Genomic DNA, 25,766 nt, shown 5'->3' with positions numbered 1-25,766 from the left:
CGTCATGGGCTCGCGCACGCTCTCTCCTGCAAGAATCGGATCTTCGCCGGGGGCGCCATCGGTCCCGGCACGAAAGCAGCAAAGCAGCGCGGGCCGCCCTCGCCGTCAGCAACTCTACCCTAACGTTAGAGTAGAGATCGGTGGGGCCGCACAGGAAGCGGCCCGCCCCGGGATGAGAAGGGCCAGGACCACGGGCGTGGATGACAAGCACATGCAGATCGGCGAAGTCGCCGCGCGGACGGAGCTGTCACTGCGCACCATCCGGCACTACGAGGAGACCGGCTTGGTCGCGCCCTCGGCGCGCTCCCAGGGTGGCTTCCGCCTCTACACGGAGACCGACGTGCAGCGGCTCATGGTCATCCGCCGCATGAAGCCGCTCGGCTTCACCCTCGACCAAATGCGTGACCTGCTCGACGCCACCGACCGCCTCGATGGTGGCAACACCCTGGACACCGCCGAGCGCGAGGCTCTGCTGGGCCGCGTGCGCGAATACGAGCAGGCCGCCACCGAGCAGGTCGACAAGCTCCGCGTCCAGCTGTCTCGCGCCGAGGACTTCGCGGCCACGCTCCGCACTCGCCTTGACCCCGCCACCATCACCCCGTTCTGACCCGGCCGTTACAGGGCTGGCGCCGCGTCCGCTACCACCGTGTGCGAGCAGACTGGCCAGTTCGACGACGGTCTCCAGGCGCCAGGAACGACGTCGGCCCAGGCGCTTGTCGCTCCGATGGCCCTCAAGTACCGCACGGCACCAGCGCTTCTCCGCCATCTACGACACGCTGCGCTTGAAGAAGGCATAACAGGCGGCGTTAAGAACCCGTAAAGTACGCGCTGGTGTGCCGGGAAGTCTGGTCGGCGATCGCTTTGGCGATCCCGCAACCAGGCGCTTGAGAGGCACCCCGTGAGCCGAACACTCCGCATCCCCGTCCGCTGCTTGCGGCGGGCGGCGCGATGAGCAACTGGCACGCCTGGGCGGCTCTTGCGGTCTTCGCTGGCGCGTACGTGCTGATCATCACCGAGTGGGTGCACCGGGTCGCGGCCGCGCTGGGCGGGGCGGCGGCAATGCTGGCGCTGCGGGCGACCGACTCTGACACAGCGTTTTTCTCCACCACCTCGGGTATCGACTGGAACGTCATCTTCCTGCTACTGGGCATGATGATGATCGTCGCGGTATTGCGCCGCACCGGGCTGTTCGAGTTCCTGGCGATCTGGGCGGTCAAACGCGCCCACGCACGGCCGTTCCGGGTCATGGTGATGCTCATAGTGATCACCGCAGGGGCGTCCGCGCTGCTGGACAACGTCACCACCGTGCTGCTGGTCGCTCCCGTCACGTTGGTGGTCTGCGATCGTTTGGCTCTGCCGGTGGCGCCGTTCCTGATCGCCGAGGTACTGGCGTCGAACATCGGCGGGATAGCGACACTGGTCGGTGACCCGCCGAACATCATCATCGGCACCCGCGCGGATCTGGCCTTCAACGACTTCGTCATCCACCTCGCGCCCCTGGCCGTCGTCCTGACCGGTGTGCTGGTGCTCATGTGCCGGGTCATGTTCCGCAGCGCGTTCGTCTACGACGAGGAACGCGCCGCCGCAGTGCTGGCGATGCACGAACGCGACGCCATCCGCGACTCGCGGCTGCTGGTCCAGGGCCTGGTCGTACTCGCGGCGGTGATCGCCGGTTTCATCCTGCACCCGGTCCTGCACTACGAGCCCAGCGTCGTCGCACTCCTCGGCGCCGGGCTGCTGATCGCTGCCACCCCGGTCAGCACCGAGGACGTGCTGCGGGAGGTGGAGTGGCCCACCCTGGCATTCTTCGCCGGCCTGTTCGTCATGGTCGGTGCACTCATCCAGACCGGCGTCATCACCACCGTGTCCACAGCACTGGCTAACGCCACCGCAGGCAACGCGCTGGGAGCGGCGATGCTGCTGCTCGGGGGTTCGGCGGTGCTGTCCGGAGTCGTCGACAACATCCCCTATGTCGCCACTATGGCCCCGATCACCGCAAGCCTGACCGCCACCGTCGGGCCCGGCCACGGCCACGTCCTGTGGTGGGCGTTGGCCGCCGGCGCCGACCTCGGCGGGAACGCCACCGCCATCGGCGCCTCCGCCAATGTCGTCGTTCTGGGTATCGCGGAGCGCAACAAGACCCCTATCAGTTTCTGGACCTTCACTCGCTACGGCGCCCCGGTCGCCGCCGTCACCATCGCGGTCAGCGCCACCTATATATGGGTGCGCTACTTCGCCCTGACATGACCAGCGCCGCACCTCCGGAACGGAACCGATCCACATGCCGCGCAACGTCTTCCGAGCATGGCGGTCCGGCCACCTCCCGCACCGCTACATCCACATCGGGCAACACGACGGCGAGCGGCTGGTAGTCAGCCTCCACGGTCAGATCGATCGTCAACAGGCCGACCGGATCGGCCAGCTGCTCGCCCGATACGCCACCGCTGGCCCCGCCGAGATTCACCTCGACCTCGGCGACGTCAGCCTCCTGGCCGACGCCGCCCTACTCTTCATGCCCCTGCTCACCGCCATGCCCCCTGGCAAGTCCCTGGCCATCCACCGCGCTCACCCCGAACAGCGCAAGACCCTGCACCGCCTCGGCTTCGACCGCGTCCTGACCTACGTCGACAACACCGCGGAATGAGACCCCAGACTCGCCGCTCCCTGGGATGGCCACCATGCGACCAAAGCCTGGAGCGGGAGCAGCGCCTCTGAGGTGTCGGCGAACCCCTTCGGCCGTCGGCATTGGCCCGGGGAAGCGGGCGCAACATAGCCGACGATCGCCGGTTAGCCCAACCGGCGATTCTCCGAACGATGGTGTTCCCCAACCAACGAGGAGCATCACCCCGCATGACCACGCTCGCACTCCGACTCGAAATCATCGCCCTTCTCTGCGACACGGACTTCAGGCGCCTCTCCGGCACCAATACATGGACCCACCGCGACGGACGCCCGTTCAGCAGGGAGGAACAGGCTCGCGTCTTCGAGGCAACCCGTGCCGAACTTGAAGAAGTACGAATACAGCGCACTCGGTACCGGAATTACCTGCAGGAAGCGGTGGACGCGCCGGAGACCCTGCAGCGCTTCCTCGCCCCGTTCATGCAGCAGCTCACCGAGAAGAACCTCGGCAACGCCGTCGAGCTCATGAGCAAAGACGAGTACACCGAATTCGAGCGTCTGCTCGGCCTTGTAGCCAAACCGCCGCGCCCCTTCACCGCCAACACCTTCTGACGAAGGGCAGCGGTGTCCCGACCTACGCCAGAGGCCCCATCGGAGACATCCGATGGGGCCTCTGGTCTGCGGTTACGCAGCGAGGTACAGCAACTACCCCGGCTGTTGGCGACTTTCATCGGCTGCCGGATCAGGCAGGCCCTCTTCCAGTTGGGCCGCCGCCAGGTCGGCCAGCCCGCCTTCGAGCGTCGCCCCGAGCTTGCGCAGGGCATCGCGGGTCTGCTCGGACGGAATGTGCGTGTAGACCTCCATGGTCACCGAGATCTGCGTGTGCCGGAGGATCTGCATCGCGATGCGCGGGTGCACATCCAGGGCCGCCAGCAGCGACCCGCAGGTGTGGCGGGTGTCGTGGACGCGGATCAGCCGGACTCCCGCTTCGGCGCAGCGGAACGCGAAGCGCCGGTTGAAGTTCCGGGGCTCGACCGGAGTCCCGTAGCGGGTGGTGAAGACCATGTCGGACTCGGTCCACAGCTCGCGGGCGGCGAGCTTGTGGGCGTCGCGGCTCTTCTGCCGCAGCAGCAACGCCGCCCGGCAGATGTCCGGGAGCGGGAGCAGTGCCTCCGAGGCGTCGGTCTTGGTTTCCGAGTGCAGCAGTTGGCGGCGCACCCGCTGGAGTTGCTTCTGGATGAGGACCTCGTTGCGGTCCAGCAGCACGTTCGACCACTCCAGCCCGAGCACCTCTCCCTTGCGGAGCCCCAGGACCAGGATCATCACGTACGCGCCGTACAGCGGGTCGCGGGCAGTGCGGGCGGATTCGAGGAAGCGGCTGGCCTCCTCGACCGACCAGGGGATGACCTTGCGGCTGCGGGGCTTGGCCATCTTGACGAGCTGGGCGACGTTGCGGGAGATCATCTCCTCGCTCATCGCGTAGGTGAGGGCGCTGCGCAGCACGGTCCGGGCGTCGCCGACCGATCGCTTGGCCAGTACCTTGCCGCAGCATTTGCCGATCGCGCAGCAGCGGCGCCGCTCCTTGGGCCGGGCCTCGTCCTTGCCCTGCGCGCAGCACTGGCAGGTGGCAGCGAGCTTGTTCAACCACTCGCGCACGTCACGGACGTTGAGCCGGTCGACGCGCTTGGCGCCGAGGAGCGGCGTTATGTAGAGGCGGACCACCGTCTCGTAGGTCGCGGCGGTCAGCGGCTTGAGGTTGACCTCCACCTCGGCCTTCAGCCAGTGGGCGAGGAAGCTCTCCAGGGTCGGCGTGCTGGTGGCCACCGGGCCGGCCTTGGCCGCCGTGTGGAGCTTGAGCCACTTGTCGTGGACCTCGGGGCGGGTCTTGCCGTAGACGTACTTGCGGGCGCGCTTGCCCATGGGCGTGGTCACCCAGGCGTAGGCGGCGAAGCCATTCTTGTAGGGGTAGATGGACCCCTCACCGTTACCGCGTTTGCCGCTCATGCCGTCAGCTCCATGTCGTCGGCGACGACCCGGTCGACGTACTCGTCGACCCAGACGGGCAGGATGCGGCGGCTGCGGCCGATGAGGACTGAGCGGATGGCGCCTGAGTGGACGAGTGCCTTGGTCTTGGACAGGCCGAAGTTGAGCATCTCGGCGACCTCGGCGGTGGTGAACCACTTCCGCTCGATGACGGTGGTGGCAGTGCTGGCGGGCATGGAAGGTTCCTCTTCTGGCTGACGGTGGGACGGCGAATCCCGTGGCCGGCCGGTGAAATCGTTCAGGGATGGGCGACTGGTTCGAACAGATGCCGCGCTGTTCGTAGCAGCGCGGCACCGTTTCAGTTGTTGTCGGTCGGACCGTTCATACGGTCGCCGAGGTAGCTGCGGAGCCTGGGCGGAGCGGCGTTGTGGTGATGGAACTCGCCGTTGGAGGCGACGGCCATCTCATGCGTGAGAAGGCCCTTGACCATGTCTTCCTGGTTCGGGTTGGCGTCCGTATACGCCTTGAGGTCGTCCTGGATCCGGCGCATGTCCTTGCTCAGCGCCCGCCATTCCTTCCATCTGTCGACGTACTCGCCGATGAGCCGGCGGACCAGCGGATTGGCGAGCTGGCCGGGCGGGCTGCTCAGTTCTTCGAGGGTGAGGTCGAAGACCTTGCAGAAGCCGATGGCTTCGTCGAGGTTGACCCGCCGACGGGGCTTGCCGCTCTCGATGCGCCAGATCGCGGACTGGTTGACGACGTGCCCGGCCTCCGCCATCCGCTCGGCGAGCGTGACCGTGCTCCAGCCGCGCGCCTCGCGTTCGAGCTTGATGCGCTCGGCGACGTACTCCTCCGGCAGCGGCCGGTCCTGCCCCGCGCGAGACGCGCCTTCGTCACTCACGGCTCCACCTCCTCGACAGGGCCCGGCGGACAGCCGGGGCGATGATGACAAGGAAACACCATTGCGGAGACGAATGCAAGCGTTGCAATGCGGAACGTTTCCGGTACCGTGGTCGTTGCCTCCGTACGGAGGTGAACGCAAAAAGCCCCCGGCGCTACGAACGCCGAGGGCCAAGCTCGCACACTCGCAATCGCCCATCCCTGAACGATTTACCCGCGTGGCCTGGGATTCGCCGTCCCGTGTGGCCCGCAAGTCGAGGAGCTTCGTGTCCAGTATGGACGAACCCCGGTCGAACGCGCCACACCTCCGGGAGAACGGCAGCCACCCGCCATCTCCGGACATAACGGCAGTACCCCCGCACGACGTGGCCGCCGAGGCCGCTGTGCTCGGCGCCTGTATGCACCACCCGGACGTCATCGACGCCGTGCGCCACCTGCTCGACGGCGCCGACTTCTACCGCCCGGCACACGAGTCGGTCTGGCGCGCCCTCCTCACCTTGCGCAGCGAGGACAAGCCCACCGATCCGATCGTCCTGTGCAACCAGCTGCGCGAGCAGGACGACCTGCAGCGGGTCGGCGGCGCCTCCTACCTGCACCAGATCGCGGGCGCCACACCCTCGGTCAGCGGCGCCGAGCACTACGCCGGCATCGTGCGTAAGCTGGCCGACCTGCGGCGCCTGCGCACCTCCAGCATCCGCACCGTCCAGCGCACGATGGAACCGGGAGCGGACCCGGACCTGATCCGCAGCGAGGTCGAGTCGGAGGTCCGGGCCGAGCGCGAACGCGCCCTGGCCTCGGGACAGGGACGGCTGTCGCGCTACATCGTCGACGGCTGGCGGTTCGTCACCGAGACCGGCGCCGACAAGCAGCCCCTGTGGGGGACGCGCTCGCAGACAGCCTGGGCCTCAGGCGAGAGCCTGATGATCGTCGGAGCGCCGGGCGTCGGGAAGACCACCCTCGCCCACCAGGTGATCCTGGCCCGCCTGGGCTTGGCGAACAGCGTGCTCGACATGCCGGTCGCGCCGGGCAAACGCGTGCTGTACCTGGCCATGGACCGGTCCCAGCAGATCGCCCGCGCCCTGGCCCGACGTATCGAGCCCCCGCACGAGTCACGCCTGCGCGACGGCCTCGCCGTCTGGCAGGGCCCGCTGCCCGCCACCTTGGACAAGGAACCCGACCTCCTCGCCGACCTCGCCGCCGCCCACCAGGCCGACACGATCGTGATCGACAGCCTCAAGGACGCGGTCAGCACCCTGGTCGACGACGCCCTCGCCGTCGCCTACAACAACGCCCGCCAGCGAGCCATCCGTCAGGGCGTCGAGGTCATGGAGCTGCACCACCAGCGCAAGGCCACCGAAGGCGCGCCTCGCGCCCAGCGACCGAGCCTGGACCGCGTCTACGGCTCCACCTGGCTCACCTCCGGAGCGGGCAGCATCTTGTTCATCGGAGGCGAGGCCGGTGATCCCGCCGTCACGCTCCACCACCTCAAGTGCCCGACCGGTGAAATCGGCCCCCTCCAGGTCCTCCACGATCACGAACGCGGCACGTCCCAGGTCGACCCCGCCCTCGACCCGGTCGCGATCCTGCGCCAGCGCCCCGACGGCCTGACCGTCCGCGAGCTGGCTGCCATCCAGAGCGGCGACAGCAACCCCGACCGGGCTGCCAGCGAGAAGGCGAGGCGCACCCTGGAGCGCCTCGCCAAGGCGGGACTCGCGGTCAAGGCCGAGGGTGCAGCAGGCGGCAGCGGAGGCGGCCAGCAGGCCCGGTACCGCGCCTCGGTCCGTCACATTGGCGCGGTCTCCTAACCCCGCCCGATGGGCGTCAGGACCGTACACGGGGGCGTACACGCACCCCTCCCGCGCAGACGGATCCACACCGCGCCAAGAGCGTCCACGCTCACTGCAAAACCGCAGGTCAAACGTTCACGCGACCGTCCACGCCGTCCACGCACCCGAGCGTTCACGCGCGAGCCCCCCTTTAGAAGGGGGCTCGCGTGTACGCCCCTGCCGTGAACGCCGTGAACGCCCCTGGAAACCACCCACGGAGAACTCCGCATGCCCACCACCGCACCAACGGCCGAAGCGCCCACCAGCCGCGTGACCCGCTGGGACCGCGCCGCCATCCTCACCCTCGGCCTCGCCGGATTCGCCCTGTCCTACGACGCCCTGCGGCAGACTGCCCAGGCCATCCATGTCCGGGGGCCGCTGACTCTCCTCTTCCCCCTGATCATCGACGGGTTCATCGCCTACGGCGTGCGCGCCCTGCTCGTCCTGCGCGACGCCCCACGGCTCGCTCGCGCCTACGTATGGATACTGTTCTCCGCCTCCACCGCCGCGAGCGTCTGGGCCAACGTCCTGCACGCCGTCCGCCTCAACGAGCAGGCCCCCGCCGGAACGGGCTTGCGCCTCGGCGACACCGCCGTCGGCACCCTGTCCATGCTCGCCCCGCTCGCCCTGGCCGGGGCCGTCCACCTCGGCATCCTCATCGCCCGCCACAGCACGGACACTCCCCCGCACGCAATCCCCGCTGACCGCAGCGGACCCCAGGGTGGGCCCTCCGGAATCCCGCCCACCGGTGACGACGAAGCCGCCGACGAGCCGGTCGAAGACAGGGACGCGGACGGCCGATCGGCTGCCTCCTCGAAAGGCTTCTGGGTCCAGGAGATAGACGGACAGCCCGCTGTGGACCAGCCCCGGAGCGAGGCGATCTCCCCAGGTGACAGCCCGACCGGAAGTTCCGGTGGGCTGACCGCCGGCAAGGCTGCTGGGCGTCCGCCGGGCGCGTCCCTGGACGACCTGCTCGTCATCGGCCGCCGGGCGGCAACCGATGCCGGCCTCCTGAGCCGAACCGTGGTCACCAAGGCCGTGCGGGCGCACGGAATCACCTTGTCCAGTGATCGGCTCACCGCCGTCATGGACCGCCTCCGCGCGGAAGAGACCGCCGAGCAGCTCACCTTGCGCTGACCAGGACGGCATGGTGCGGCTCCCGGTCGGCCGGGAGCCGCACCGCTCTTCTATCCCATCGCTCCGGCCCCACCAAACCGCCGGACATCCGGACCATCACTCCGGGTTCACCCGTCCGAATCCGCCTCGCTCGCAGCACCGAACCATCCGCCAGGAGACCCCAACATGACGAAGGACCAACACATCGCAGATAACACCGGAGAGGGATCCGAGCAGATCCCAAAGCCCCCTACGATGAAGGGACTCTGGCGGTGGGCGTGGGGAAAGACAGCCCCTGGCGGAGCCAGTAGTACCCCAACTCCGACTTGTGGCCGGAGTGGGGGAGTCTCCGCCCCAGGGGTGGCGGAGGGAGCCCGGCGCGAGGGCGCGCCAGGCCAGGAGGTCGGGCAGCTCGCCCCGGATAAGCTCCCCGCCGTCCAGCGCGAGATCCTCGCCGACGTGCGCCCTGCTGAGCCGAGCCCCCACCGCTCCAACCGCCGCTTCAACGGCGTGAACCGCCAAGCCCGTGTCGGCCCTCTGCAGTTCCGGCCCGAGGAACGTGAGCACCTGGACGTGTCGGCTGCCGCGAACGGCTACCGCAGCCCCGGCGGCTTCGCTGCCGACGTCACCCTGGCCTTCATCGACGGCCGGTTCTTCGTCGACCTACCGCTCGCGGAAGAGCGCCGCAAGCTCCACCTGTTCCGCACCCAGGTCATCCGCCACCTCGGCCGGATCGGGCACAACATCAACCAGATCGCCCGCGCCCACAACGGCGGCTACGAGGCACCAGCCGACGCCTACCGAAGCCTGGACGAGCTGCAGCGCCTGCTGGCGGAAATAGCTGAGGCTCTGCGTGAGCCTTCCGGTCAGGGGGTCTGACCGCCGTGATCGCCGCCATCAAGCCCTCCGGTGCCAACACCCGCGGTCTGCTCGCCTACCTCTACGGGCCTGGCCGCCACGACGAACATCACGACCCCCACATCGTGGCTGGCTTCGAAGACTTCGCGATGCCCGACCCTGGCCGCGACCCGAGCGCCACCCTCACCGAACTCGCCCGCTACCTCGATGAACCTGTGAAGCTCCGCAATGGCGAACCGGGCAAGCAGGTCACCGACCACGTCTGGCACTGTCCCGTGCGCGCAGCCCCCGAGGACCGGCACCTGTCGGACGCGGAATGGGGGGAGATCGCCGAGCGCATCGTCCGCGCCGCCGACATCGCACCGCCGGGCGATGACTTCGCCTGCCGGTGGATAGCCGTGCGTCACGCGGAGGACCACATCCACATCCTCGCCACCACCGTCCGCGAGGACGGCCGCCGACCGAAGCGTCACAACAGCGGTCAGCGCGCCGGGCAGGAGTGCCGCCAGATCGAGAAGGACTACGGGCTGCGCCAGCTCGCCCCCGGCGACGGCACCGCCACCACCAGCCCCACTCAAGGCGAAATGCACAAAGCCGCGCGCCTGGGTTGGAAGGAGCCCGCCAGGCAATGGCTCCAGGACCGTATCCGTGCCGCCATCCCCCACGCCGCGAACGTCGAGGAACTCTTCGCCTACCTGCAGGCCGAAGGTGTGCAGATCAAGATCCGTCGGATACCCTCCGGCGACCCGATCGGCTACGTCGCCGCCCGCCCCGGCGACCTCAAAGCCAACGGACAGCCCAACTACATCCCCGGCGGGAAAATCGCCCCCGACCTGACCCTCCCCAAACTCCAAGCCCGTCTCGACACCAGTAAGCCGGAAGAGCACCCCACCGCCCGCCGCGACCACCCCGGCACCCCCTGGACCCACGCCACCAGCCTCCTCGACACCACCACTGGTGGGGACGATGACGGCACCCTCGATCAGGCCCACATCGCCGCGCTCGGCGAGCTCATCGAAGCCACCTCCCAGACCGCCCCGAAGGAACTCCGAGCCGAACTCCGCGCCGCCACCAGGACGTTCGCCCGCGCCCAGTACTCCCAGATCCGTGCGCAGGACCAGGCCGCTGCCGATCTGCGGCGCGCCGCCCGCGACATCATCAACGCCACCACCGGCCCTGACGGCAACGCCCTCGCAGCGCTGCTCGCCACCCTCATATGGACGGCAATCCTCGCCGGACGCTGGCACGAACGACGCGGCCACCAACAACAGGCCGCTGCCGCCCACCAGGCCGTCCAACACCTCCAGAACGCGCACGACCAGGCCCTCACCCCCCACCTCGCCGGCCTCACCGCCCGCCAGCCCAAGGAAGAAGTCCGCAACACCCTCGCCGCCGACGTCCGCGCCGCCCTGCCCGACCACGCCGAACGCATCCTCGCCGACCCCAACTGGCCCGCCCTCGCCACCGTTCTTGCCGACGCCGAATCCGGCGCCCACAAACCCAAACGGCTCCTCATCGAGGCCGCCGCCCGTCGCGAACTGGCCACCGCCCGCCAACCCGCAACTGTCCTCCTCACCCGCATCCAACACACTGCCCGCAACCCCGCACCCAACCCACGAGCCGAAGCCGCACGAAGCCGCTCCACCATCACTGGCGCTCAGGCCCCCGCACATCCGGTCCAGCACCCTCAGCCCGCAGCAGCTACGCCCCAATCCCTTCGGCATCGCCGATAGCCCTGGTCACAACTGCGGGGCCGTTCTCTCAACACGAGCGGCCCCGGCTATGAGCGGAGCCACACGAGCATCGGAATGTCCATTCGATGGGTTCTGCCCAAGCGGCAGGAGCCGATCGACCAAGGCGGTCGCGGCTTGACCGCAATGCGGGCAAGGTCAATCTCGACGGCCGGTTGTTCCTGCCGAACCGGGCTGTCCTGCTCGCCGACCCCGTACGCGCCCGCCTGGCTGCCTACCTGGACTACCGCAAGACATTGGGCCATTTGCGCCAGGTAGGCGAACTCCGGCAGACGGTCACGAGCGGCCCCAACAGGGCAGTGCAGAATGTGGCCACTGAATCTGATCATGGCAGACTGCCGACCTGCAGAGGACCCTGTGAGCTGGAGGCGCACCACCCGTGGCGCAGATCATCAATCCCACTTACAGGCAACACCATCTGGGAGCCGAGCTCCGCCGGCTCCGCAAGGCCAGTGGCTTGACCAGCACACAAGCGGCAGCCACCAGCGGCCGACAAGAAACTAGATGATCGATTCCAAGGGATCCTGCGGGCATGAAGCGAGGGAGTCCAATGTCCGTGTGTGAAGCCAGACTTGGACTCCCTCGCGATCGCACTTTGCGTCAAGCCCGACGACCTGCTGAAGGACTCGCCGCAGCTTGCCCCCTGGCGGCTGGCCGTGGGCATCGCACCGCAGCTCGGCGACGCGGAGCTGGTGACGCTGGCCATGATGCAGGCGATGCTTGGCTTCACCTCCGAGGCTCGGTGGCTGCGGCACGCCCGCGCCCACCTGCGGCACCTGTTCCCCTACCTGCCCCAGCAGCCCGGCTACAACAAGCGGCTGCGCAAGCCCGCCGACCTCATCCGGCGGGTCACCCGCACGCTGGCCCGCGACACCACGCTGTGGACCGATGACGTATGGATCGCGGACTCCACACCGGTGATGAGGATCCGCAAAAACCGACCAGGCCCGCTCTCGGCTCCCCACTTGGTTGCGCGCGCATCAAAGGCCCGAGTCGCGCGCTCCGTAGGATCCGGCCCGACCTGGGCGGTCACCGGGGGTGAGACTGGTGGGCTCGCATGTTGAGGTGTCGCGTATTCACGAGCCGCCTGATGTCGCGGACACGGTGAGTCTCGGCTGACTCGTGCTGTGGTGGTGGGCCACCGCCGGCTACGGATGAGTAGCGTGGGCGACGGCCTCGGCGATGGCGGCGGCCAGCGGTTCAGGGGCCTCCACCGGAAGGAAGAACACCGAGCCCGGGATCGTCACCAGACGGGCGTTCGGGCAGGCCTCCAGGGTGCTGCGCTCGGCGTCGGTGAGCCCGCCGTCGCCCTTGTCGGCGTGGATGGTCCAGGTCGGCACTCCGGCTTGGCACAGCCGGACGGCCCGCTGCTCGTCCTGGCGCAGCCACCGCGTGTACTCCAGCAGGATCCACCGCATGACCGCCGGGTCGTTCCTGTCGAAGTCGGCGCGCAGTTCGGCCTGGCGCTCCGTGGACATCCGCATGCGCTTGAGCATCACCCCGGTCGCCTTGCCCAGCAGCCTCACCGGGATGCCGCCGAGTACGCGGCCCAGCCCCACGAGTGCGCGGAAGAACGCCGGCTCGTCGGGTGAGCTGAGGCTGACGCCCGACAGCACGACCGGCCCGGTGAACGCGCCGGATGTGACCATCTCCACTGCGACGCACGCGCCCATGCTGAACCCGACCACGACGTCCGCCCGGATCTCGGCCGCCAGCTCCGCCGAAACCCGCGCGTAGGACGCCATGCTGCAGTCCTCCAGAGGTGCCGCCCCCGCGTGTCCCGGCATGGTCGCGGCCACCAGCCGCAGCCGTCCGAGCGCGGGTTGCGCCATCACCTCCGCGAACGAGTCGGCGCTGCACATGCCTCCGGGAAGCAGCAGCACCGTGCTGGCGGCGTCTGCCGGGCCGGATTCGCGCAGCTGCCAGTCAGTGCCCATCACTCATCGTCTCCTCCCTGCCGTACGGTGTAGGCCCGAAGGTCGGCCTCGGTGACGTTGCTGAGCACCCCGGTCGGCCAGAAACGGCGGCAGCGGTGGAACACTCCTTGTTCCACGCTAGAAGCCTTGATCGTGCTGCGCGACCGGAGGGCAACCGGGCGGTGGGCCGGGTTCGACTGGTGGGCTCGCATGTTGAGGCGTCGTGTATTCGCGGCTGGCGCAGACAGCCGCCGCAGTGGCCCTCGGATCCAGCTCCGCGGCGCGGAGCAAGCATCACGGGCGCTGGCGCGACGTCGTCCTTGTCGACGCCGCAGCCCCGTCATCTCCTGACCGGACCGGCAGCTGGGCGGACGTTCGCCAGGCCGGCAGGGGCCAGTCAGCGCCACAGCCCGGTCAGAGTCCCTGGGGTGGGGAGATCAGGTGAGCAGGTGTGGCCCGAACCCCGAGCATGAGGTGGGGATTTTCAACGATCCTCATCAACGGTCGAGTGCGGACGCTCCCGCGAGACTGACAAGCGCTCCGACCTGGCCGGATGGGCACAGTACGGGTACTGCGCCAGCCACACACGCTACTTCTGGGGGCTGCGGCTGCACCTGGTGTGCACCCTGCACGGCCTGCCGGTCGCCTTCGCGCTGACCGGGGCCAAGGCCGACGAACGCGAGACCCTGCTGGACCTGCTCGCGGTTGAGCCCCAGCTCACCGCTGACCGCCCGGGGCAGACGCTGATCGGCGACAAGAACTACTTCGGCCGCGAGTTCGAGCAGCAGCTGGCCGGGCTGGACATTCGGCTGCTGCGGCCGGCCGGCCCGCACGGGCGAGGCCGCGCAGGCCGGATCTCAGCTGTTCAAACCGCTGCGGCAGATCATCGAATCGGTCAACGAGACCTTCAAGGGCCAACTCGACCTCGAACGACACCGCGGCCGCACCGTCGGCGGCGTGGCCGTCCGCGTCCTGCAGCGCATCCTTGCGCTGACCGCCGCCATCTGGCACAACCATCACACCGGTCAACCCGTCATGCGATCACTGACCGCCTACGATCACTGAGGCCGCAAAGACCGGTAGCCGCTCCGGGTGACCGTGAACAGGCTGCTCAGAGGGCTTTCTCGACCGGCGAGCGGCGCCCGCCGAAGCCTGAATTGCCGGCCCCTCGGAAGAACGGGCCCTCTTTGCGCCGGCCTGATGTGCCGCGGCTACGGTCGGCCGTTGACCTGCGCTACCCGTACCCAGGTGCGGTCGCCTGGAATCGATCAACTAGCCACGCGGGCGGAGCCAGAACGTCCGGCCGCCGTACTCCGGCCGGAACACCGCTCGGGGCGCGAGGCCCTGTGCCCACAGCCGGTCCGCGTGCCGGGCGGCTCGCGGTAGGCGGCGACCATGCCGTCTTCATCGCCTGCGTCCACGCGAAGGTTCGCGATGGGCAGGTGGCGAACCGGCCGGTCTGCGTCGATCAGTGTCGACGAACCGTCTGCCGACACTCGGGCTGCGGATCACGGACGCCTTTGGCCGTTCACGGTCCAGGTGTCGGGGGGTCGAGCAGCCAGGTTACGGAGCGAGCGGGGTCTGGGTCGTAGCGGCAGGACGCACCGGTGTGGATCGTGTTGCGTAGCAGCCGGGCGAGGCTGCTGTCGTGGTGCTCGATACGGTCGAGGGCGGACGCGATTGCTTTGCGGACGGCGACTCTGGCCCGCTCGTGTGTCGAGGTGAAGCGTCGGCGTCGTCCGCCGAGCCCGGTGGCCGTACGCACCTCGGCGAGCAGCGCCTCGCGTTCGAGCCGAAGTTGCTCAAGCCTGCCCTGGTCGGTCCAAGACTCGGCTTCGTCCAGTTCGGTGTCGATGTCGCGCAGTCGGCGGTGATAAGCCGCCAGGGCTTGCTGATCGGCGATGTCGCCCGTGTCGGCCTCGGTGACGACGACCCCTGCATGACCTGGCGCTACGGCGGACAGGTCGAGAGCGCTCACGTCGATGCCCGGATTTCGGAGCAGTTCACGCAGGTAGTGCAAGCCCTTGAGGTCGGGCAGCACGATTGCCGAACCGTCGCTGCCGACGAGCCAGCCGCCCCCACGGTCTCGGTGCAGGTGCACGGAGATGGGACGGGCTGACGGTGCCGGGGCGGGTGCGGTGAGCCGGTCCCGCCACCAGGTGGCCCCGATCCGCTGGTAGGAGGATGCGGCGTGGTGGCGCCAGCGTGCAGCGTCGGGCCGTCCCAGTGCCAGTTCCGCGCGGTGGAGGTAATCGTCGACCACGCCGTGGAAGGTGACCGCACCGGCGTTGAGTACCGCCCGGCCGGCAAAGGGCATCAGCAGTCGGACGCCGTCGGCGGCGATGTCATGGTGGTGCAGTGCTGCCGCGACCTCGACGAGAGAGGTGACGGTGAGCAGGAAGTCGACATCGCGTGGCACGGTATCGAGCCCCGCACCGGCGAGCTGGTAAAGCAGCTCCAATGCTCGGTCCGGTTCGTCCGCCGCGAGCCAGAACACGGCGGCCTCTGCAGACACCGACGGCACCCCCTCGGCGGCGCCGTATGCCTCGAACGCTGCGGCCTCCCCGTGCAGCGTCTCGGTGTCGCCGACTTGTTGTGCCCGGGCGGCGACGAGGCTGTGTGTGACCGCTTCCAGGTCGGGTTCGGCGGCCTGCACACCAATGTCGCGGGTGCTGACGATGAGCCGGTCGGCCGTGTCGAGGTCGCCGATGACCAGGGCGTGCATGGCGCGGCGTGACGCGGCGAAGAAGGCGTGGCGCGCCGAGCCTGACTCCTCGGCGAGCGCGTCGAGCGCGCGAAGCTGCCGCTGCACGGCCACTACGTCCAGGCATTCCCACGCCGTGGTCAGCCGCCACAGGTGAGCGGTCAGCCGCGGCGCGGGCTCCGTGAGATAGGCCGCGGTGTCGGCCAGACGTGCCGAGAGAGCCAGCCGGTCCGCGAAGTCGTCCGGTCCCCAGTGCGCGACCAGCGCGGCGTCCAGGACATCGGCGGTGATCTCAGGATCGCCGAGCCCATCGGCCAGAGCGACCGCTTCGCGTGCGAATGTCACCGCCCGCTGGGCATCGCCTCCGTAGCCCCAAGCCCGCGCCAGAGCAGCGGCCAGCCGGCATCGGCTCGCCGGCGTGACCGCCGCCTCGTACGCCTCGTGGATCAGAGCCGGTACCTGACCCGGATGGGTACCGAAGTACAGCCCCGACGGCAGGTTGAGTGCCGCCGCTGCCATGAGCTCGGCATCACCGGTGTCCCGGGCCTGGTAGTAGGCCATCAGCAGGGCCGCTCGGGCGGCGGCGATCCTGTCCGCGGCAGCCTCCATGACCACAGCGTAAGGCCATTCGGTGCGCGCTCAGGTTTTGAGCAGCCGCACGGCCCGCGCGTGTTCGGCGACGCGTGCCCGGTCCCAGTCGCCGGTGCAGTACACCGACAGCTGCGAGATCGACCCGTCGGACACGTCGGCTCGGAACAGTTCCCGGCAGTACCACGACTCACCGTCCTGCTCCCACTGCTCTTCGACTTCCAGCACGAACCCCGTCGTCGTGGCGTCGAACCGTGACCGGGGCACCCGACCGGGCTGCGGGTGTCCGGCCCGGCGCAGCGCCACCGCGTCATCGATGCCCTGTGCCTGCAGCCGCCACTGCGGCATCGTGAAGTCGCAGAAGACGTCGGGCGTGAACACGCCCGTCGGCGGGATCCCGGTCTCCAGAAAACTCACGAACTTGTCGGCCAGCTCGCGGGCCGTGGCCTGCTCGGCGACTTGTCCGATACTCATGACGCACCTCCTGCGGCGGCGGCCATGTTGGCGGCCACCACCGTCATCGTCTGCTGGAGTTCCCTGGTGGGGCTGAATTCGATGGTCTCGGTCCCGGCCGCCACCACAGGCACGTGGCCGGGCGGGGCGTAGTAGACGTCGCCGGCTTCGTAGGTCTCGGTGCGGTCGCGGTAGTCCAGAGTCAGTCGGCCGGAGAGCACCATGCCCCAATGCGGGCACTGGCACCGGTCGTCGGGCAGCCCGCGGAAGACCTCCGTGCCGTCGGCGTCGCCGGGAAAGGTCTCGAAGGAGACCGTGTATTCGTCGAGCTCTGCATACCGGCCCGTGATGACCGGTGCGTCGACGAGGAGTGGAGCTTCGTCCTTGCGTGTGCGGGGCATGATGACCTCCTGCATCGTTCGTTGCCGTCACCAGGAAGACGTGAACTTCAGGCGTCACAATGTGACCTCACAGCCCATCCGACCGGCTGTCGCACGGTCATCTCCCCGGCCTGAAGGTGCGCGACTTCGGCTACAGGTCGATTTCGAGTGGCGGCAGTCGAGGGCAAAGCATGCCGCACGCACCACGGCCCGCTCGTGGCGTCGAAGTCGCCCGTCCGCCGCGTCATGCCGCGAATCCTCGCGCTGACCGACGCGTTCTGGCACAACGACCGCACCGGACAGTCCATCCTGCGCTCACTGACCGTCTACGACCGCTGACTCCTTGGAATCGATCATCTAGGGAACCGGCGCTTGTCACCGATCGGCGGTAGCCGTGGTGGCGATGGACGCTCGGGGTGTCGAGGGACTCAGGCTTCCGCTGCGGGCCGCAAAGGTTCTGCTCTCTGCCGGAGGTCTTCTGCCTCGGGCACGTTCCTGTAGCGGTCCAGCCGGGCGTACATGTCCTCGACCGCCTCGCCGACTTTCACCGACCTGATGCCGTCGGTGCAGTCGAGGAATGCCGACCATGTGGACAGTGCCGCGTCGAGGTCGCCTTGCCGCACGTGGACCTGTCCGAGGTCGGCGAGGACGATCGCGCGGCTGCGGCGGCGGTCGAGGCCGTGGATCTCAAGGGACTGGTGCAGGTGCTCGGTGGCCCCGTCGAGGTCGCCGAGCCTGGCGAGGATCATGCCCGAGTGGTGGGCCCATCGCCCGATGCTGAAGTGGGAGGCCCACGAATCCCCCGGCGGTGCGTCGGGGGATTTCTCAATCGCCGTCTGCGAGGCCGCAAGCGCCCTGGTCGCAAGTCGGCGGTCGCCGTCGAGCGCGGCGGCGTCGGCAAGGGTGGTCTGGTAATACGAGACGGCTCGCGCGTCGTCGAGTGTCTTCGCCGCGTCGACGCATCGTTCGGACAGCCGCAGCGCGACTGCGTGGAACCTCGGGCCGAGGTCGATGGCCTGGACGGCCAGGCCGCGGAGGGCGGTCGCGGACAGTTCGAGGTCGCCGGCTTCGGCTGCGAGGCGGTGGGCGTGCGCGTAGTAGCGCTGGGCCATGCCCTGGTTGCCTTCGTCCTGGGCCATCCAGCCGGCGAGGTGGACGAGTTGGGAGGTCGCGGCGAACAGGTCCCGGCCGGTCTTCTCGGTGTAGTTGCCGCTGAGCCACGGGCCGACGTCTTCGATCAGGTAGCGCACGGCCAGGTGCCGGGCATGACCGCCGCCGAGCTCGGCTGCCGCGTCGCCGAGGACCTGGGACATCTGCCGGACTGCGGCGACCTCTCCGGTGCCGACCCGTACGGCTCCGGCACGGTTGGTCCGGCGCACGATGCTCTCCGGGTCCGGAAGGTTGATGGCGCCAAGGGCGTATGCGCTCGTCGCGGCGAGGAAGTTCCGCCGTAGCACGTCGCTCCTTCCCAACTCGATGACTGACGCCACGGTATCGGCGACCGCTGATCCGGGCTCGGCGTATTCCGGTGCTGCAACCGAGTGATCGTCCAGTTCGAGAACCTCGACGATGTACGGCATCCAGTAATCCGGCTTCCGTTTGCCGACCATCCACCGGCGGACGGACTGCCGGTCGAGGCCGGCGGGCCCTCGCCCCTCGGCGATCCCCAGCTCCCGGGCGAGCTTGGCCGGACCCCAACCACGTGCCGCACACGCCTGCTGGATCAGTAAGCCGATCTCCGCGCCGTCGGGCACCTCGCCCCTCCCTCCCCCTGGCACGGGAGGAACTCATGTCCACCCTGAGCTGGCCTACACGGGCCTACGACTGGCCTACAGCCTGGCACCTCCTCACCGTGTGTACCTGCCCGTTGACTGAACAGCACAGAGAAGGTGCTCGCTCATCGAACGGAAAACGGTGATCACGCCCGTGCACACCACCGACAAAACCACCACTGAAAGCGTCTGTACCCCCACAACCCACGTGGTGTTCCTGCCCGCGGAGTCCCGATGACGACCCCGGCCAGCGCCGCCGACATGGCCAGTGACGTCCGGCTCGCCCTGGCGCTGGCCGAAGGCCGGCCGACGGGGCCTGCCACCGATGTGCTGCGCGGGCGCCTCCGTACCTACATCGGCGCACTCCTGGACCCGGCCGACGCCTACGCCGCGAACCTCGTGGATTCCCGGGCCCGCGACATCGCGATGAACACCGTCCGCCATGCCCGGGCCGTAGCGCAGGACCCCGTACAGGACCCTGCCGCGAACCTCCGTCTGCTGGCCAAGGCCGTTGACCATCTGGCCCGCTACGCCGCCGCGTCGCCGGAAGGTGGCCAACGGTGAGCGGCACGCACGCGGCTGCCCCACGATCCTCGAAGCCCGGGTTGGCCGTGGCCCTGCTGGGCTTGCTGGGGCTGCTCCCGCCAGCAGTGATCCTCGCACCGCAGGTGACAGAGGCGGCCCCAGTCCCCGTGGCAGCCGCCCGCCCTGACCTGCCGCCGCCCGACGAACCCGCACGCCTGCCGGTGTAACGCCCGTCTCCTCGGTGAGTCGTGGTCCGGCTGTTCGTCCTGCTCCTACGCCACCCGCCACAGACCCCGACGGCCGCGCGGTGCCACTTCCCGCCCGGCCGCCGGATTCCACCTCCCGCTCCTCCCTCCCGGAAGGACCCCTGTCCATGTCCCTCGACACAGGCACCAGGCTGCGAGAAATCCTCCGGCTGGCCGGATCACTTGACGACCAACACCGGTTGGCGGAACAGGACATACACAGCCTGTCGATCGCCCCCGAAGCCCTGCGCTCAGCCCTCGCGTCCTGCCATGCCGGGCGAGTGCACGTCACCGGCACACTGGAGCGGCGCCTGGTGCTCTTGGAACGTGCCGACGGGCAATGGGTCGTCGCGGATCTGTCCGGACAACCGCATGAGACGCGGGTCTGGCCGGCCTGGCTGGACGGGCACCTCCACCTCGCGGACACCGGATCCTGGCTGTCACTGGCAGAGCTGGACGAGCACGCTGTCGGCCGGTTCAGCCGCCCGCGTGTGCTGCTCGCCGCCCTGTACCACCCGGAGTACTTCCCGCTGCCCCGCTTTCCATTAGGCATCTCCGATGTGGCACGCGCCGCCCGCTCTACCCTCCTGGGGACCGTGTCCCTGGCAGACATGCAGCTCGGTGTGACGTTGGAGGACCTGATCACCCGGGTGCGGATTGAGGCCCCCGACATTCTGGGAGTGTCCGCGACCTTCGGCCAGCATGACCTCTTGATCAAGCTGCTGGATACGGTCTTCGCCCTGCCGGAGCCGCCCGTCATCGTCGTCGGCGGGAGCCTCACCGCGCGTAACGAAGGTTTGCTGCTGGAGCGCTATCCGGACCTGCTGGTGGCCCGTGCCGGTGGGGAAGCCACGATCGAAGGGCTCCTCGGGCATTGGCACGGTGACCTTGAGCGCCAGCACATTCCGGCGCTGGGGTACAACGGAACGGCCCGAGGGGGCGGCATAGCCATCGCCCGGCGTCGCACGGCCAAGCCGATAGCGCGCGACGCGACGGCGGACATCTTCCCCGAACTCGATCTTCTCCCCGCCACGTTCGAGCACCACGGCGTGGCCCAGTTGGAGGCGAGCCGGGGGTGCACGAATTTCTGCTCGTTCTGCCCGCGCGGCCACAAGGGCACCTGGTCCGGAGCCGCCCCGGATCGGCTGCCGTGGATGCTGGGTGAATTACGGAAGGTCTACGACTGCTATCCGGATGTGTCGCGGACTCTGTACCTGGTCGACGAGGAGTTCATCGGCCGCGGTGATGATGCGGTCTCCCGGGCGCTGGACGTCGGCCGGGTGCTGCACGAGGCAGGGTTCGCCTGGGAGTCGAGCTGTCGGGTGGACCAGGTCGTACGGACCGACCGCGACACGGCATGGCATGTGGAACGGGCCGACATGTGGCGCACGCTCGTGAACCGGGGCCTGCGTCGGATGCTGTTCGGCGTGGAATCGGGCGTCGACTCCATCCTGACCCGGTTCAACAAGGAGACCGGCGGCGAGCAGAACGCCCTGGCCATCCGTACCTTGTCCGCGCTCGGGGTCCCCACTCGCTTCACGTACATCACTTTCGACCACTTGATGACGCTGGAGGAGCTGAAGGCCACCTATGCCTTCCAGGGCCGCACCGATCTCCTGCTGGATCCGCAGCCGCACCTGTCGCCGGCCGACATCGTGCGCGGGGTACGGGACGAGGCGTTCGTAGCCCAGACGGCCACCGGGCGCCCTCTGCACACGGGCATCTCCTACATGCTCGTCTCGATGGAGTGCCTGATCGGGGCCGCCTACACCCGCAAGGCCCAGGAACGCGGCCTGACCGGAGCCGTACGGCCCTCGATGGGCCGAGTCGATGCCCGGTTCGCGGACTGGCGCATCGGCGTCGCCAGCACGTGGGCACAGCGCTGGGTCGACCGGAACTTCGCCCTGGACTACACGCTCAAGTCGCTGGAGAAGATCCTCGACGGCGACCAGCGAGACGCGGTACGTGCAGCCCGCGTCGTCCTCAAGGACGCCGCCTTCACCGTCCTTGGCGAGATGATCGCGGTCATCGAGACCCACCCCGTGATCCCGGTCGACGAGCACGCCGAGCAGCAGCTCACCGTCCTCATCGGCACCCTGCTGGAAGCCCGGATCGAGCGGCTGCGCGAGCGCATGGCGTCCACCGTCGATCAGGTAGGAGCGCAACTGCGCGGGGAGCACACCAAGATGCTCCGCCACGAACACGGCAGGTGGGAGTCCGCCATCGGCTGGCAGCTGATCAACGCCTCAGACCCCTGCGGAACCTAGGGAGGATCAGATGGACCACCACAACATGCCGGGCCTCGGCCGGAAGGTGTCACGGATCGGCGCGGGCTGCTGGACCATCGGCGGCCCCGCCGTCAACAACGGGACACCGATCGGTTGGGACGGAGTACACGAGGATGCCGCCTTCGAAGGACTGGTCCGAGCACACGAACTCGGCGTCACCCTCTTCGACACCGCAGACGTCTACGGGCTCGGCCGCTCCGAACGCCTCATCGGCCGCCTGCTGCGGGAGACCACCCGCAAGGACCTCGTGATCTCCAGCAAGGTCGGGTACTTCGCCGGCACCGCCCGACACCGCTACCTCCCCAGCCAGATACACCGCCAGTTCGCCACGACCCTGGACAACCTGGGAACCGGGTACCTGGACCTGTACCACCTGCACAGCACCGACTTCGGCGACCGCGACACCTACCTGCAACCAGCGATCGACACCGTCGTCCAGTTGCGCGACCGGGGTCTGATCCGGGCCATCGGGATGCGCGCACCTCACCGGTTCGCCCTGGAATGGGCCGACCAGCCCAGCCACCCCCACGCGGCCGAGACGCGCCGCTTCCTGCATCTGCTCCGCTCCGTTCGCCCGGACGTGCTCACCGTGCGGCACAGCCTGATGAGCCCCCGGTACTCACCCGGCGAGACCGACATCTTCGCCTTCGCGCGCGCCGAAGGAATCGGTGTCCTGATCAAGCAAGTCCTCGGACAGGGACTCCTCCTGGGGACCCGCCGGACCGGCTCCGAACGCGCGTTCAGCGCCTCCGACCACCGCTCGTCCAAGCCGGTCGATCCCGACCTTCTGCGCCTGCTGGATGACGCGGTGGATCGGATCGGACGACGGTTCGGCGCCGCCCCTCGTGACCTTGCCAGAGCCGCAGTGCAGTACGCGCTGCACGACGCTCCGAAGGCCGTCGCTCTCATCGGATTCCGGGATGCCCCCCAGATCAGCACCACCCTGGCCCGCACCGACGAACCGATCACCGACGAGGACATGGACTTCCTGCACGCCGTCATGTCACCCGTACGGGAGAAGATGACCGATTCCCAGTCCGGCACCACCGCCCATCGAAAGAATTGACCCACGCCCCCAGCAGTGAAGGACACACCGTGGAGTACACAGAGGTCGAGCAGAAGTACCGGCTCGCTGTCCCGGCCCAGTCGGTCAAGGACACCCTGACCCGCATGGAAGCCAAGCCCGGCGAGGCGTCCCGCCAGATCGACACCTACTACAACGCACCCCACCGGGACTTCCTCGCGCCCACGACGATCTCCGAATGGCTGCGGGTCCGCGTCGAGGACAACACCGCGTCCCTGAACTTCAAGCGGTGGCACCCGATCGAGGCCGCAGTGAAGACGCACTGCGACGAGTACGAGTCGGCCGTCACCGATCCGAAGGCCGTCACCCTGCTCCTGGACGCACTCGACTACACGGAGATCGCCACCGTCGACAAGGTCCGCGAGGAATGGACCACCGGCGACGGGGACATCGCCGTCGCCTTCGATGATGTCGCCGGCCTCGGCACCTTCATCGAGTTCGAGTTCAAGGGCGAAGCCGACAGCATCGAAGCTGCCACCGCCCGCCTGGACGAGTTCATCGCCACCATCGGTGCCGAGCTCGGCGAACGCATCCACGCCGGCTACCCGCACCTGGCCCTCGGCCGCCACACCGCATCCTGAATCGCACCACGTGCTCGTTGCCGCTACCGGTCCAGTGTCCTCCCGGGTCGGGCCGCTGCCCCGTTCCTACGCGCTGCCGCCGTCCGTGCGCGAAGACTCCGGAATGCGCCTGGTGTGAGACCTGCCGGGGTGTCCTTCCGCCTTCACTGCGGAAGGACACCTCCCCGGCGGCGGCAGTACAGGTGTCCAGTGCGGTCCCAGCCAGGGGAGGTCAGCCGTCGATGGGGAGCCACGGCGAACTGCCGTACCTGGATCACGCCCGCCGCGACCTGTCGCCGCAGTTCGCATCGGGCATGACCTATTCGGGTCCAGCCCAGTCGAAGGTGATGTACTTACTCGACTGGCCTTCCCTGCTCCACTTGAATCCGAACGCGTCGGCCCGGTCGACAGTCGCCCGGCCCCAGGTCGCGAGCTGGCCCGGGCCCGTCTCGGAGCCCGGCAGGTTGGTTGTCTGGACGCGGGCGCCATCCGGTGTCGTCGGGCCGGTCAGGGCCTCGGCGCGCGCCTCGACGCGGCCGGGGACGGTGGCGCTCCAGGAGGCGAGGTCCTCGTCGACCTTGATTTCAATGGGGACGAATTCCATGCCCCGCATCTCGGGGCCGAACATCGTGACCATTTCGGCAGGCCAGCTGCCGGCCTGACCGCCGAAGATCATCTGCAGTGCTTCGCGCTGCGCCTCGTCGGCGCGCTCGTCGACGTAGACGGCTCCGAACGCGTCGGAGTGCTCAGCCCAGATGTTGCCGGTGAAGGAGGCCAGCATCAGCACATTGAGGTCATCGAGCACGACATCGCCGTAGCCGCCCTCACGGATGTGCCAGGCCAGGACACCGTCGCAGTCGCCGTACGTGGGCAGCTGGGCGAAGGAGCACGGGCAGGGGATGTTGCACTTGCACGTATCGAACCAGTCCCCGGCGACATGCCACCGCGGAACGGTCGCGGTTCCCTCGGTCGTCTCAGTCATCTCCGGACCTCCTCACGATCCCGTGCCGGGCGGGTGTCGTGCGGTGCGGAAGCAAAGCCGTTCGTGCTGAGGCAGAGCCGTGCAGGCATCGCCGAGAGACGCTCGGTCGCACTGATCTCTACCTCTATGGTGCACCCGCCACCGCCCGAGGACCAGGCCACCTGTCGAGGAACGCCGCACTTCCAGGCGCCGCAGCTCCCGATGGAGCACCTTCGGGCAGCGGGCACACCGCGCGAGGCGAACCGGTATGTGATGTCCTGGAGGAGTCTTCAGCCTCGCAGTGCGGGACCGCAGGAGGAGCACCGTGCATCACTCCCGGATCGCCGCCGCGTATCGCTCCCGGATCAGCACCGAGCCGCCGCTCCGCCAGGGGAATCTGCTTCCGGTCCAAGCCCTGGTGACCGCATGGTCCCTGCTGACGCTGATCGCCCTTCTTGCGTGGGTCCTGACCATCGGGCAGGCCCGCGACATGGGGATCGAGCCGGGGACCATGGGGATGGGCGTGCCACTGTTCCTTCTGCTGTGGCTGGCCATGATGACCGCCATGATGCTGCCGTCGGTGGCGCCGGTGGCGATCACCTGGGCGCGCGGGATCAGCCGCCAGTCGACGGGCGTGGTCAAAGCGGTTCGGATGGCCGAGTTCACAGGTGGTTATCTGCTCGTCTGGACGGCGTTCGGGCTTCTCGCGTATGCGGGCCTGGCCGCGACCGGCCACTTCGTCGATGATCATCCCGATGCCGGGCGCTGGATCGGCTCTGCGGCGTTCCTGTTGGCCGGGCTGCAGCAGCTGGGCCCGTTGAAGGACATCTGTCTGCGGCACTGCCGCAGTCCCATGAGCCAGTTGATGCGCTACTCGCAGTTCCGGCACCGGGCCCGCGACCTGCGGGTGGGCGCCCATCACGGGCTCTACTGCGTCGGCTGCTGCTGGGGGCTGATGCTCGTCTTCATCCCTCTGGGCGTGATGAACATCCCGGCGATGGCCGGGCTGGCTGCGGTGATCTTCGCCGAGAAGCTGTGGCGGCTGGGGCCGGCGTTCTCGACGGCGATCGGGGTCGTCTTCGTGGTCTTCGCCGTACTGGCGCCATTTCAGGACTGGTTGCTGCCCGGCCTCCAAAGCCCCGGATCGCCCATGGAGCCCATGAACTGAAGGCTGAGGGGCCTCGGGGCCACGTGTCAGACCTGGTGCCGACCGCCGTGGTCGTGGTCGGGCGCACCG

General features: G+C 68.7%; 22 protein-coding genes and 3 pseudogenes. 16 read left to right on the top strand and 9 right to left on the bottom strand.

Features of this window, described 5'->3' with window-relative positions; all coding sequences use genetic code 11:
* Positions 1–196: 196 nt before the first annotated feature.
* The 4 genes from AC07DC_RS09425 to AC07DC_RS09410 all read left to right on the top strand — a co-directional run bounded on the left by AC07DC_RS09425 (position 197) and on the right by AC07DC_RS09410 (position 3,231).
* Complete coding sequence (locus tag AC07DC_RS09425; protein ID WP_478913441.1) at positions 197–607, top strand: MerR family transcriptional regulator; 411 nt, start codon at positions 197–199, stop codon at positions 605–607.
* 341 nt (positions 608–948) lie between these two features.
* Positions 949–2,247 (top strand): ArsB/NhaD family transporter, encoded by a 1,299-nt coding sequence (locus AC07DC_RS09420; RefSeq protein WP_478913439.1) that lies wholly within the window; start codon positions 949–951, stop codon positions 2,245–2,247.
* Between the two features lie 34 nt (positions 2,248–2,281).
* Positions 2,282–2,644, top strand: a complete 363-nt coding sequence (locus AC07DC_RS09415) for an STAS domain-containing protein (protein ID WP_478913437.1) — start codon at positions 2,282–2,284, stop codon at positions 2,642–2,644.
* A 206-nt stretch (positions 2,645–2,850) separates the two neighbouring features.
* Positions 2,851–3,231 (top strand): hypothetical protein, encoded by a 381-nt coding sequence (locus AC07DC_RS09410; RefSeq protein ID WP_478913435.1) that lies wholly within the window; start codon positions 2,851–2,853, stop codon positions 3,229–3,231.
* A gap of 93 nt (positions 3,232–3,324) precedes the next feature.
* On the opposite strand, the gene AC07DC_RS09405 is transcribed toward AC07DC_RS09410, so the two are convergent.
* The 3 genes from AC07DC_RS09405 to AC07DC_RS09395 form a co-directional block, all read right to left on the bottom strand.
* The gene (locus tag AC07DC_RS09405) at positions 3,325–4,623 is read right to left on the bottom strand and encodes a site-specific integrase (RefSeq protein ID WP_478913433.1); all 1,299 of its coding nucleotides are present in this window, start codon (positions 4,621–4,623) and stop codon (positions 3,325–3,327) included.
* Positions 4,620–4,838: a helix-turn-helix domain-containing protein gene (locus AC07DC_RS09400; protein ID WP_478913431.1), complete on the bottom strand. Its 219-nt coding sequence runs from the start codon at positions 4,836–4,838 to the stop codon at positions 4,620–4,622. The genes AC07DC_RS09405 and AC07DC_RS09400 overlap by 4 nt, the downstream gene beginning before the upstream one ends.
* A gap of 122 nt (positions 4,839–4,960) precedes the next feature.
* Positions 4,961–5,503: a helix-turn-helix domain-containing protein gene (locus AC07DC_RS09395; RefSeq protein ID WP_478913429.1), complete on the bottom strand. Its 543-nt coding sequence runs from the start codon at positions 5,501–5,503 to the stop codon at positions 4,961–4,963.
* 274 nt (positions 5,504–5,777) lie between these two features.
* On the opposite strand from AC07DC_RS09395, the gene AC07DC_RS09390 reads away from it, so the two are divergent.
* From AC07DC_RS09390 to AC07DC_RS09370, 5 genes and pseudogenes are all read left to right on the top strand, one after another.
* Positions 5,778–7,307: a DnaB-like helicase N-terminal domain-containing protein gene (locus AC07DC_RS09390; RefSeq protein ID WP_478914092.1), complete on the top strand. Its 1,530-nt coding sequence runs from the start codon at positions 5,778–5,780 to the stop codon at positions 7,305–7,307.
* Between the two features lie 249 nt (positions 7,308–7,556).
* On the top strand, positions 7,557–8,465 hold the full coding sequence (locus AC07DC_RS09385; protein WP_478913428.1) for a DUF2637 domain-containing protein: 909 nt from the start codon (positions 7,557–7,559) through the stop codon (positions 8,463–8,465).
* A gap of 339 nt (positions 8,466–8,804) precedes the next feature.
* Complete coding sequence (locus tag AC07DC_RS09380) at positions 8,805–9,323, top strand: MobC family plasmid mobilization relaxosome protein (RefSeq protein WP_478913426.1); 519 nt, start codon at positions 8,805–8,807, stop codon at positions 9,321–9,323.
* Positions 9,324–9,328: 5 nt separating this feature from the next.
* Positions 9,329–11,035 carry a relaxase/mobilization nuclease domain-containing protein gene (locus tag AC07DC_RS09375; RefSeq protein WP_478913424.1) on the top strand — a complete coding sequence of 569 codons (1,707 nt, stop codon included), beginning with the start codon at positions 9,329–9,331 and terminating at the stop codon, positions 11,033–11,035.
* A 578-nt stretch (positions 11,036–11,613) separates the two neighbouring features.
* Positions 11,614–11,973 (top strand): annotated as a pseudogene (locus AC07DC_RS09370) (IS982 family transposase); the annotation flags it as partial.
* Positions 11,974–12,201: 228 nt separating this feature from the next.
* Here AC07DC_RS09370 and AC07DC_RS09365 read toward each other — a convergent pair.
* A complete protein-coding gene (locus AC07DC_RS09365; protein ID WP_478913422.1) occupies positions 12,202–12,990 on the bottom strand; it encodes an alpha/beta fold hydrolase in 789 nt (262 codons plus the stop codon).
* Positions 12,991–13,463: 473 nt separating this feature from the next.
* On the opposite strand from AC07DC_RS09365, the pseudogene AC07DC_RS09360 reads away from it, so the two are divergent.
* A pseudogene (locus tag AC07DC_RS09360) lies at positions 13,464–14,034 on the top strand (transposase); the annotation flags it as partial.
* A gap of 463 nt (positions 14,035–14,497) precedes the next feature.
* Here the strand turns inward: AC07DC_RS09360 and AC07DC_RS09355 are convergent.
* From AC07DC_RS09355 to AC07DC_RS09345, 3 genes are read right to left on the bottom strand one after another with little or no spacing between them, the layout of a single operon-like run.
* Positions 14,498–16,282 (bottom strand): ATP-binding protein, encoded by a 1,785-nt coding sequence (locus tag AC07DC_RS09355; RefSeq protein ID WP_478913420.1) that lies wholly within the window; start codon positions 16,280–16,282, stop codon positions 14,498–14,500.
* 30 nt (positions 16,283–16,312) lie between these two features.
* On the bottom strand, positions 16,313–16,735 hold the full coding sequence (locus tag AC07DC_RS09350; protein WP_478913418.1) for a hypothetical protein: 423 nt from the start codon (positions 16,733–16,735) through the stop codon (positions 16,313–16,315).
* Positions 16,732–17,115 carry a cupin domain-containing protein gene (locus AC07DC_RS09345; protein ID WP_478913416.1) on the bottom strand — a complete coding sequence of 128 codons (384 nt, stop codon included), beginning with the start codon at positions 17,113–17,115 and terminating at the stop codon, positions 16,732–16,734. The genes AC07DC_RS09350 and AC07DC_RS09345 overlap by 4 nt, the downstream gene beginning before the upstream one ends.
* 219 nt (positions 17,116–17,334) lie before the next feature.
* Here AC07DC_RS09345 and AC07DC_RS09340 point away from each other — a divergent pair.
* Positions 17,335–17,433, top strand: a pseudogene (locus tag AC07DC_RS09340) (IS982 family transposase); the annotation flags it as partial.
* Between the two features lie 89 nt (positions 17,434–17,522).
* Here AC07DC_RS09340 and AC07DC_RS09335 read toward each other — a convergent pair.
* Complete coding sequence (locus AC07DC_RS09335) at positions 17,523–18,848, bottom strand: tetratricopeptide repeat protein (RefSeq protein ID WP_478913414.1); 1,326 nt, start codon at positions 18,846–18,848, stop codon at positions 17,523–17,525.
* Positions 18,849–19,100: 252 nt separating this feature from the next.
* On the opposite strand from AC07DC_RS09335, the gene AC07DC_RS09330 reads away from it, so the two are divergent.
* From AC07DC_RS09330 to cyaB, 4 genes are all read left to right on the top strand, one after another.
* Positions 19,101–19,430: a DUF6415 family natural product biosynthesis protein gene (locus AC07DC_RS09330; RefSeq protein WP_478913413.1), complete on the top strand. Its 330-nt coding sequence runs from the start codon at positions 19,101–19,103 to the stop codon at positions 19,428–19,430.
* Between the two features lie 334 nt (positions 19,431–19,764).
* Positions 19,765–21,903: a B12-binding domain-containing radical SAM protein gene (locus AC07DC_RS09325; protein ID WP_478913411.1), complete on the top strand. Its 2,139-nt coding sequence runs from the start codon at positions 19,765–19,767 to the stop codon at positions 21,901–21,903.
* Positions 21,904–21,913: 10 nt separating this feature from the next.
* On the top strand, positions 21,914–22,990 hold the full coding sequence (locus AC07DC_RS09320; RefSeq protein WP_478913410.1) for an aldo/keto reductase: 1,077 nt from the start codon (positions 21,914–21,916) through the stop codon (positions 22,988–22,990).
* Positions 22,991–23,019: 29 nt separating this feature from the next.
* Positions 23,020–23,589, top strand: coding sequence for a class IV adenylate cyclase (cyaB, locus tag AC07DC_RS09315; protein WP_478913408.1), 570 nt, complete (start codon positions 23,020–23,022; stop codon positions 23,587–23,589).
* 298 nt (positions 23,590–23,887) lie between these two features.
* Here the strand turns inward: cyaB and AC07DC_RS09310 are convergent, their stop codons facing one another.
* Entirely contained in the window at positions 23,888–24,550 is a 663-nt protein-coding gene (locus tag AC07DC_RS09310; protein WP_478913406.1) for a DUF1326 domain-containing protein, read from the bottom strand.
* A 304-nt stretch (positions 24,551–24,854) separates the two neighbouring features.
* Here AC07DC_RS09310 and AC07DC_RS09305 point away from each other — a divergent pair, with 304 nt between their 5' ends.
* A complete protein-coding gene (locus AC07DC_RS09305; protein ID WP_478913404.1) occupies positions 24,855–25,697 on the top strand; it encodes a DUF2182 domain-containing protein in 843 nt (280 codons plus the stop codon).
* Positions 25,698–25,766 lie beyond the last annotated feature (69 nt).

It is taken from the genome of Streptomyces sp. NPDC045021 (genome assembly GCF_056432645.1).
This window is presented reverse-complemented; position numbering and strand designations above follow the sequence as displayed.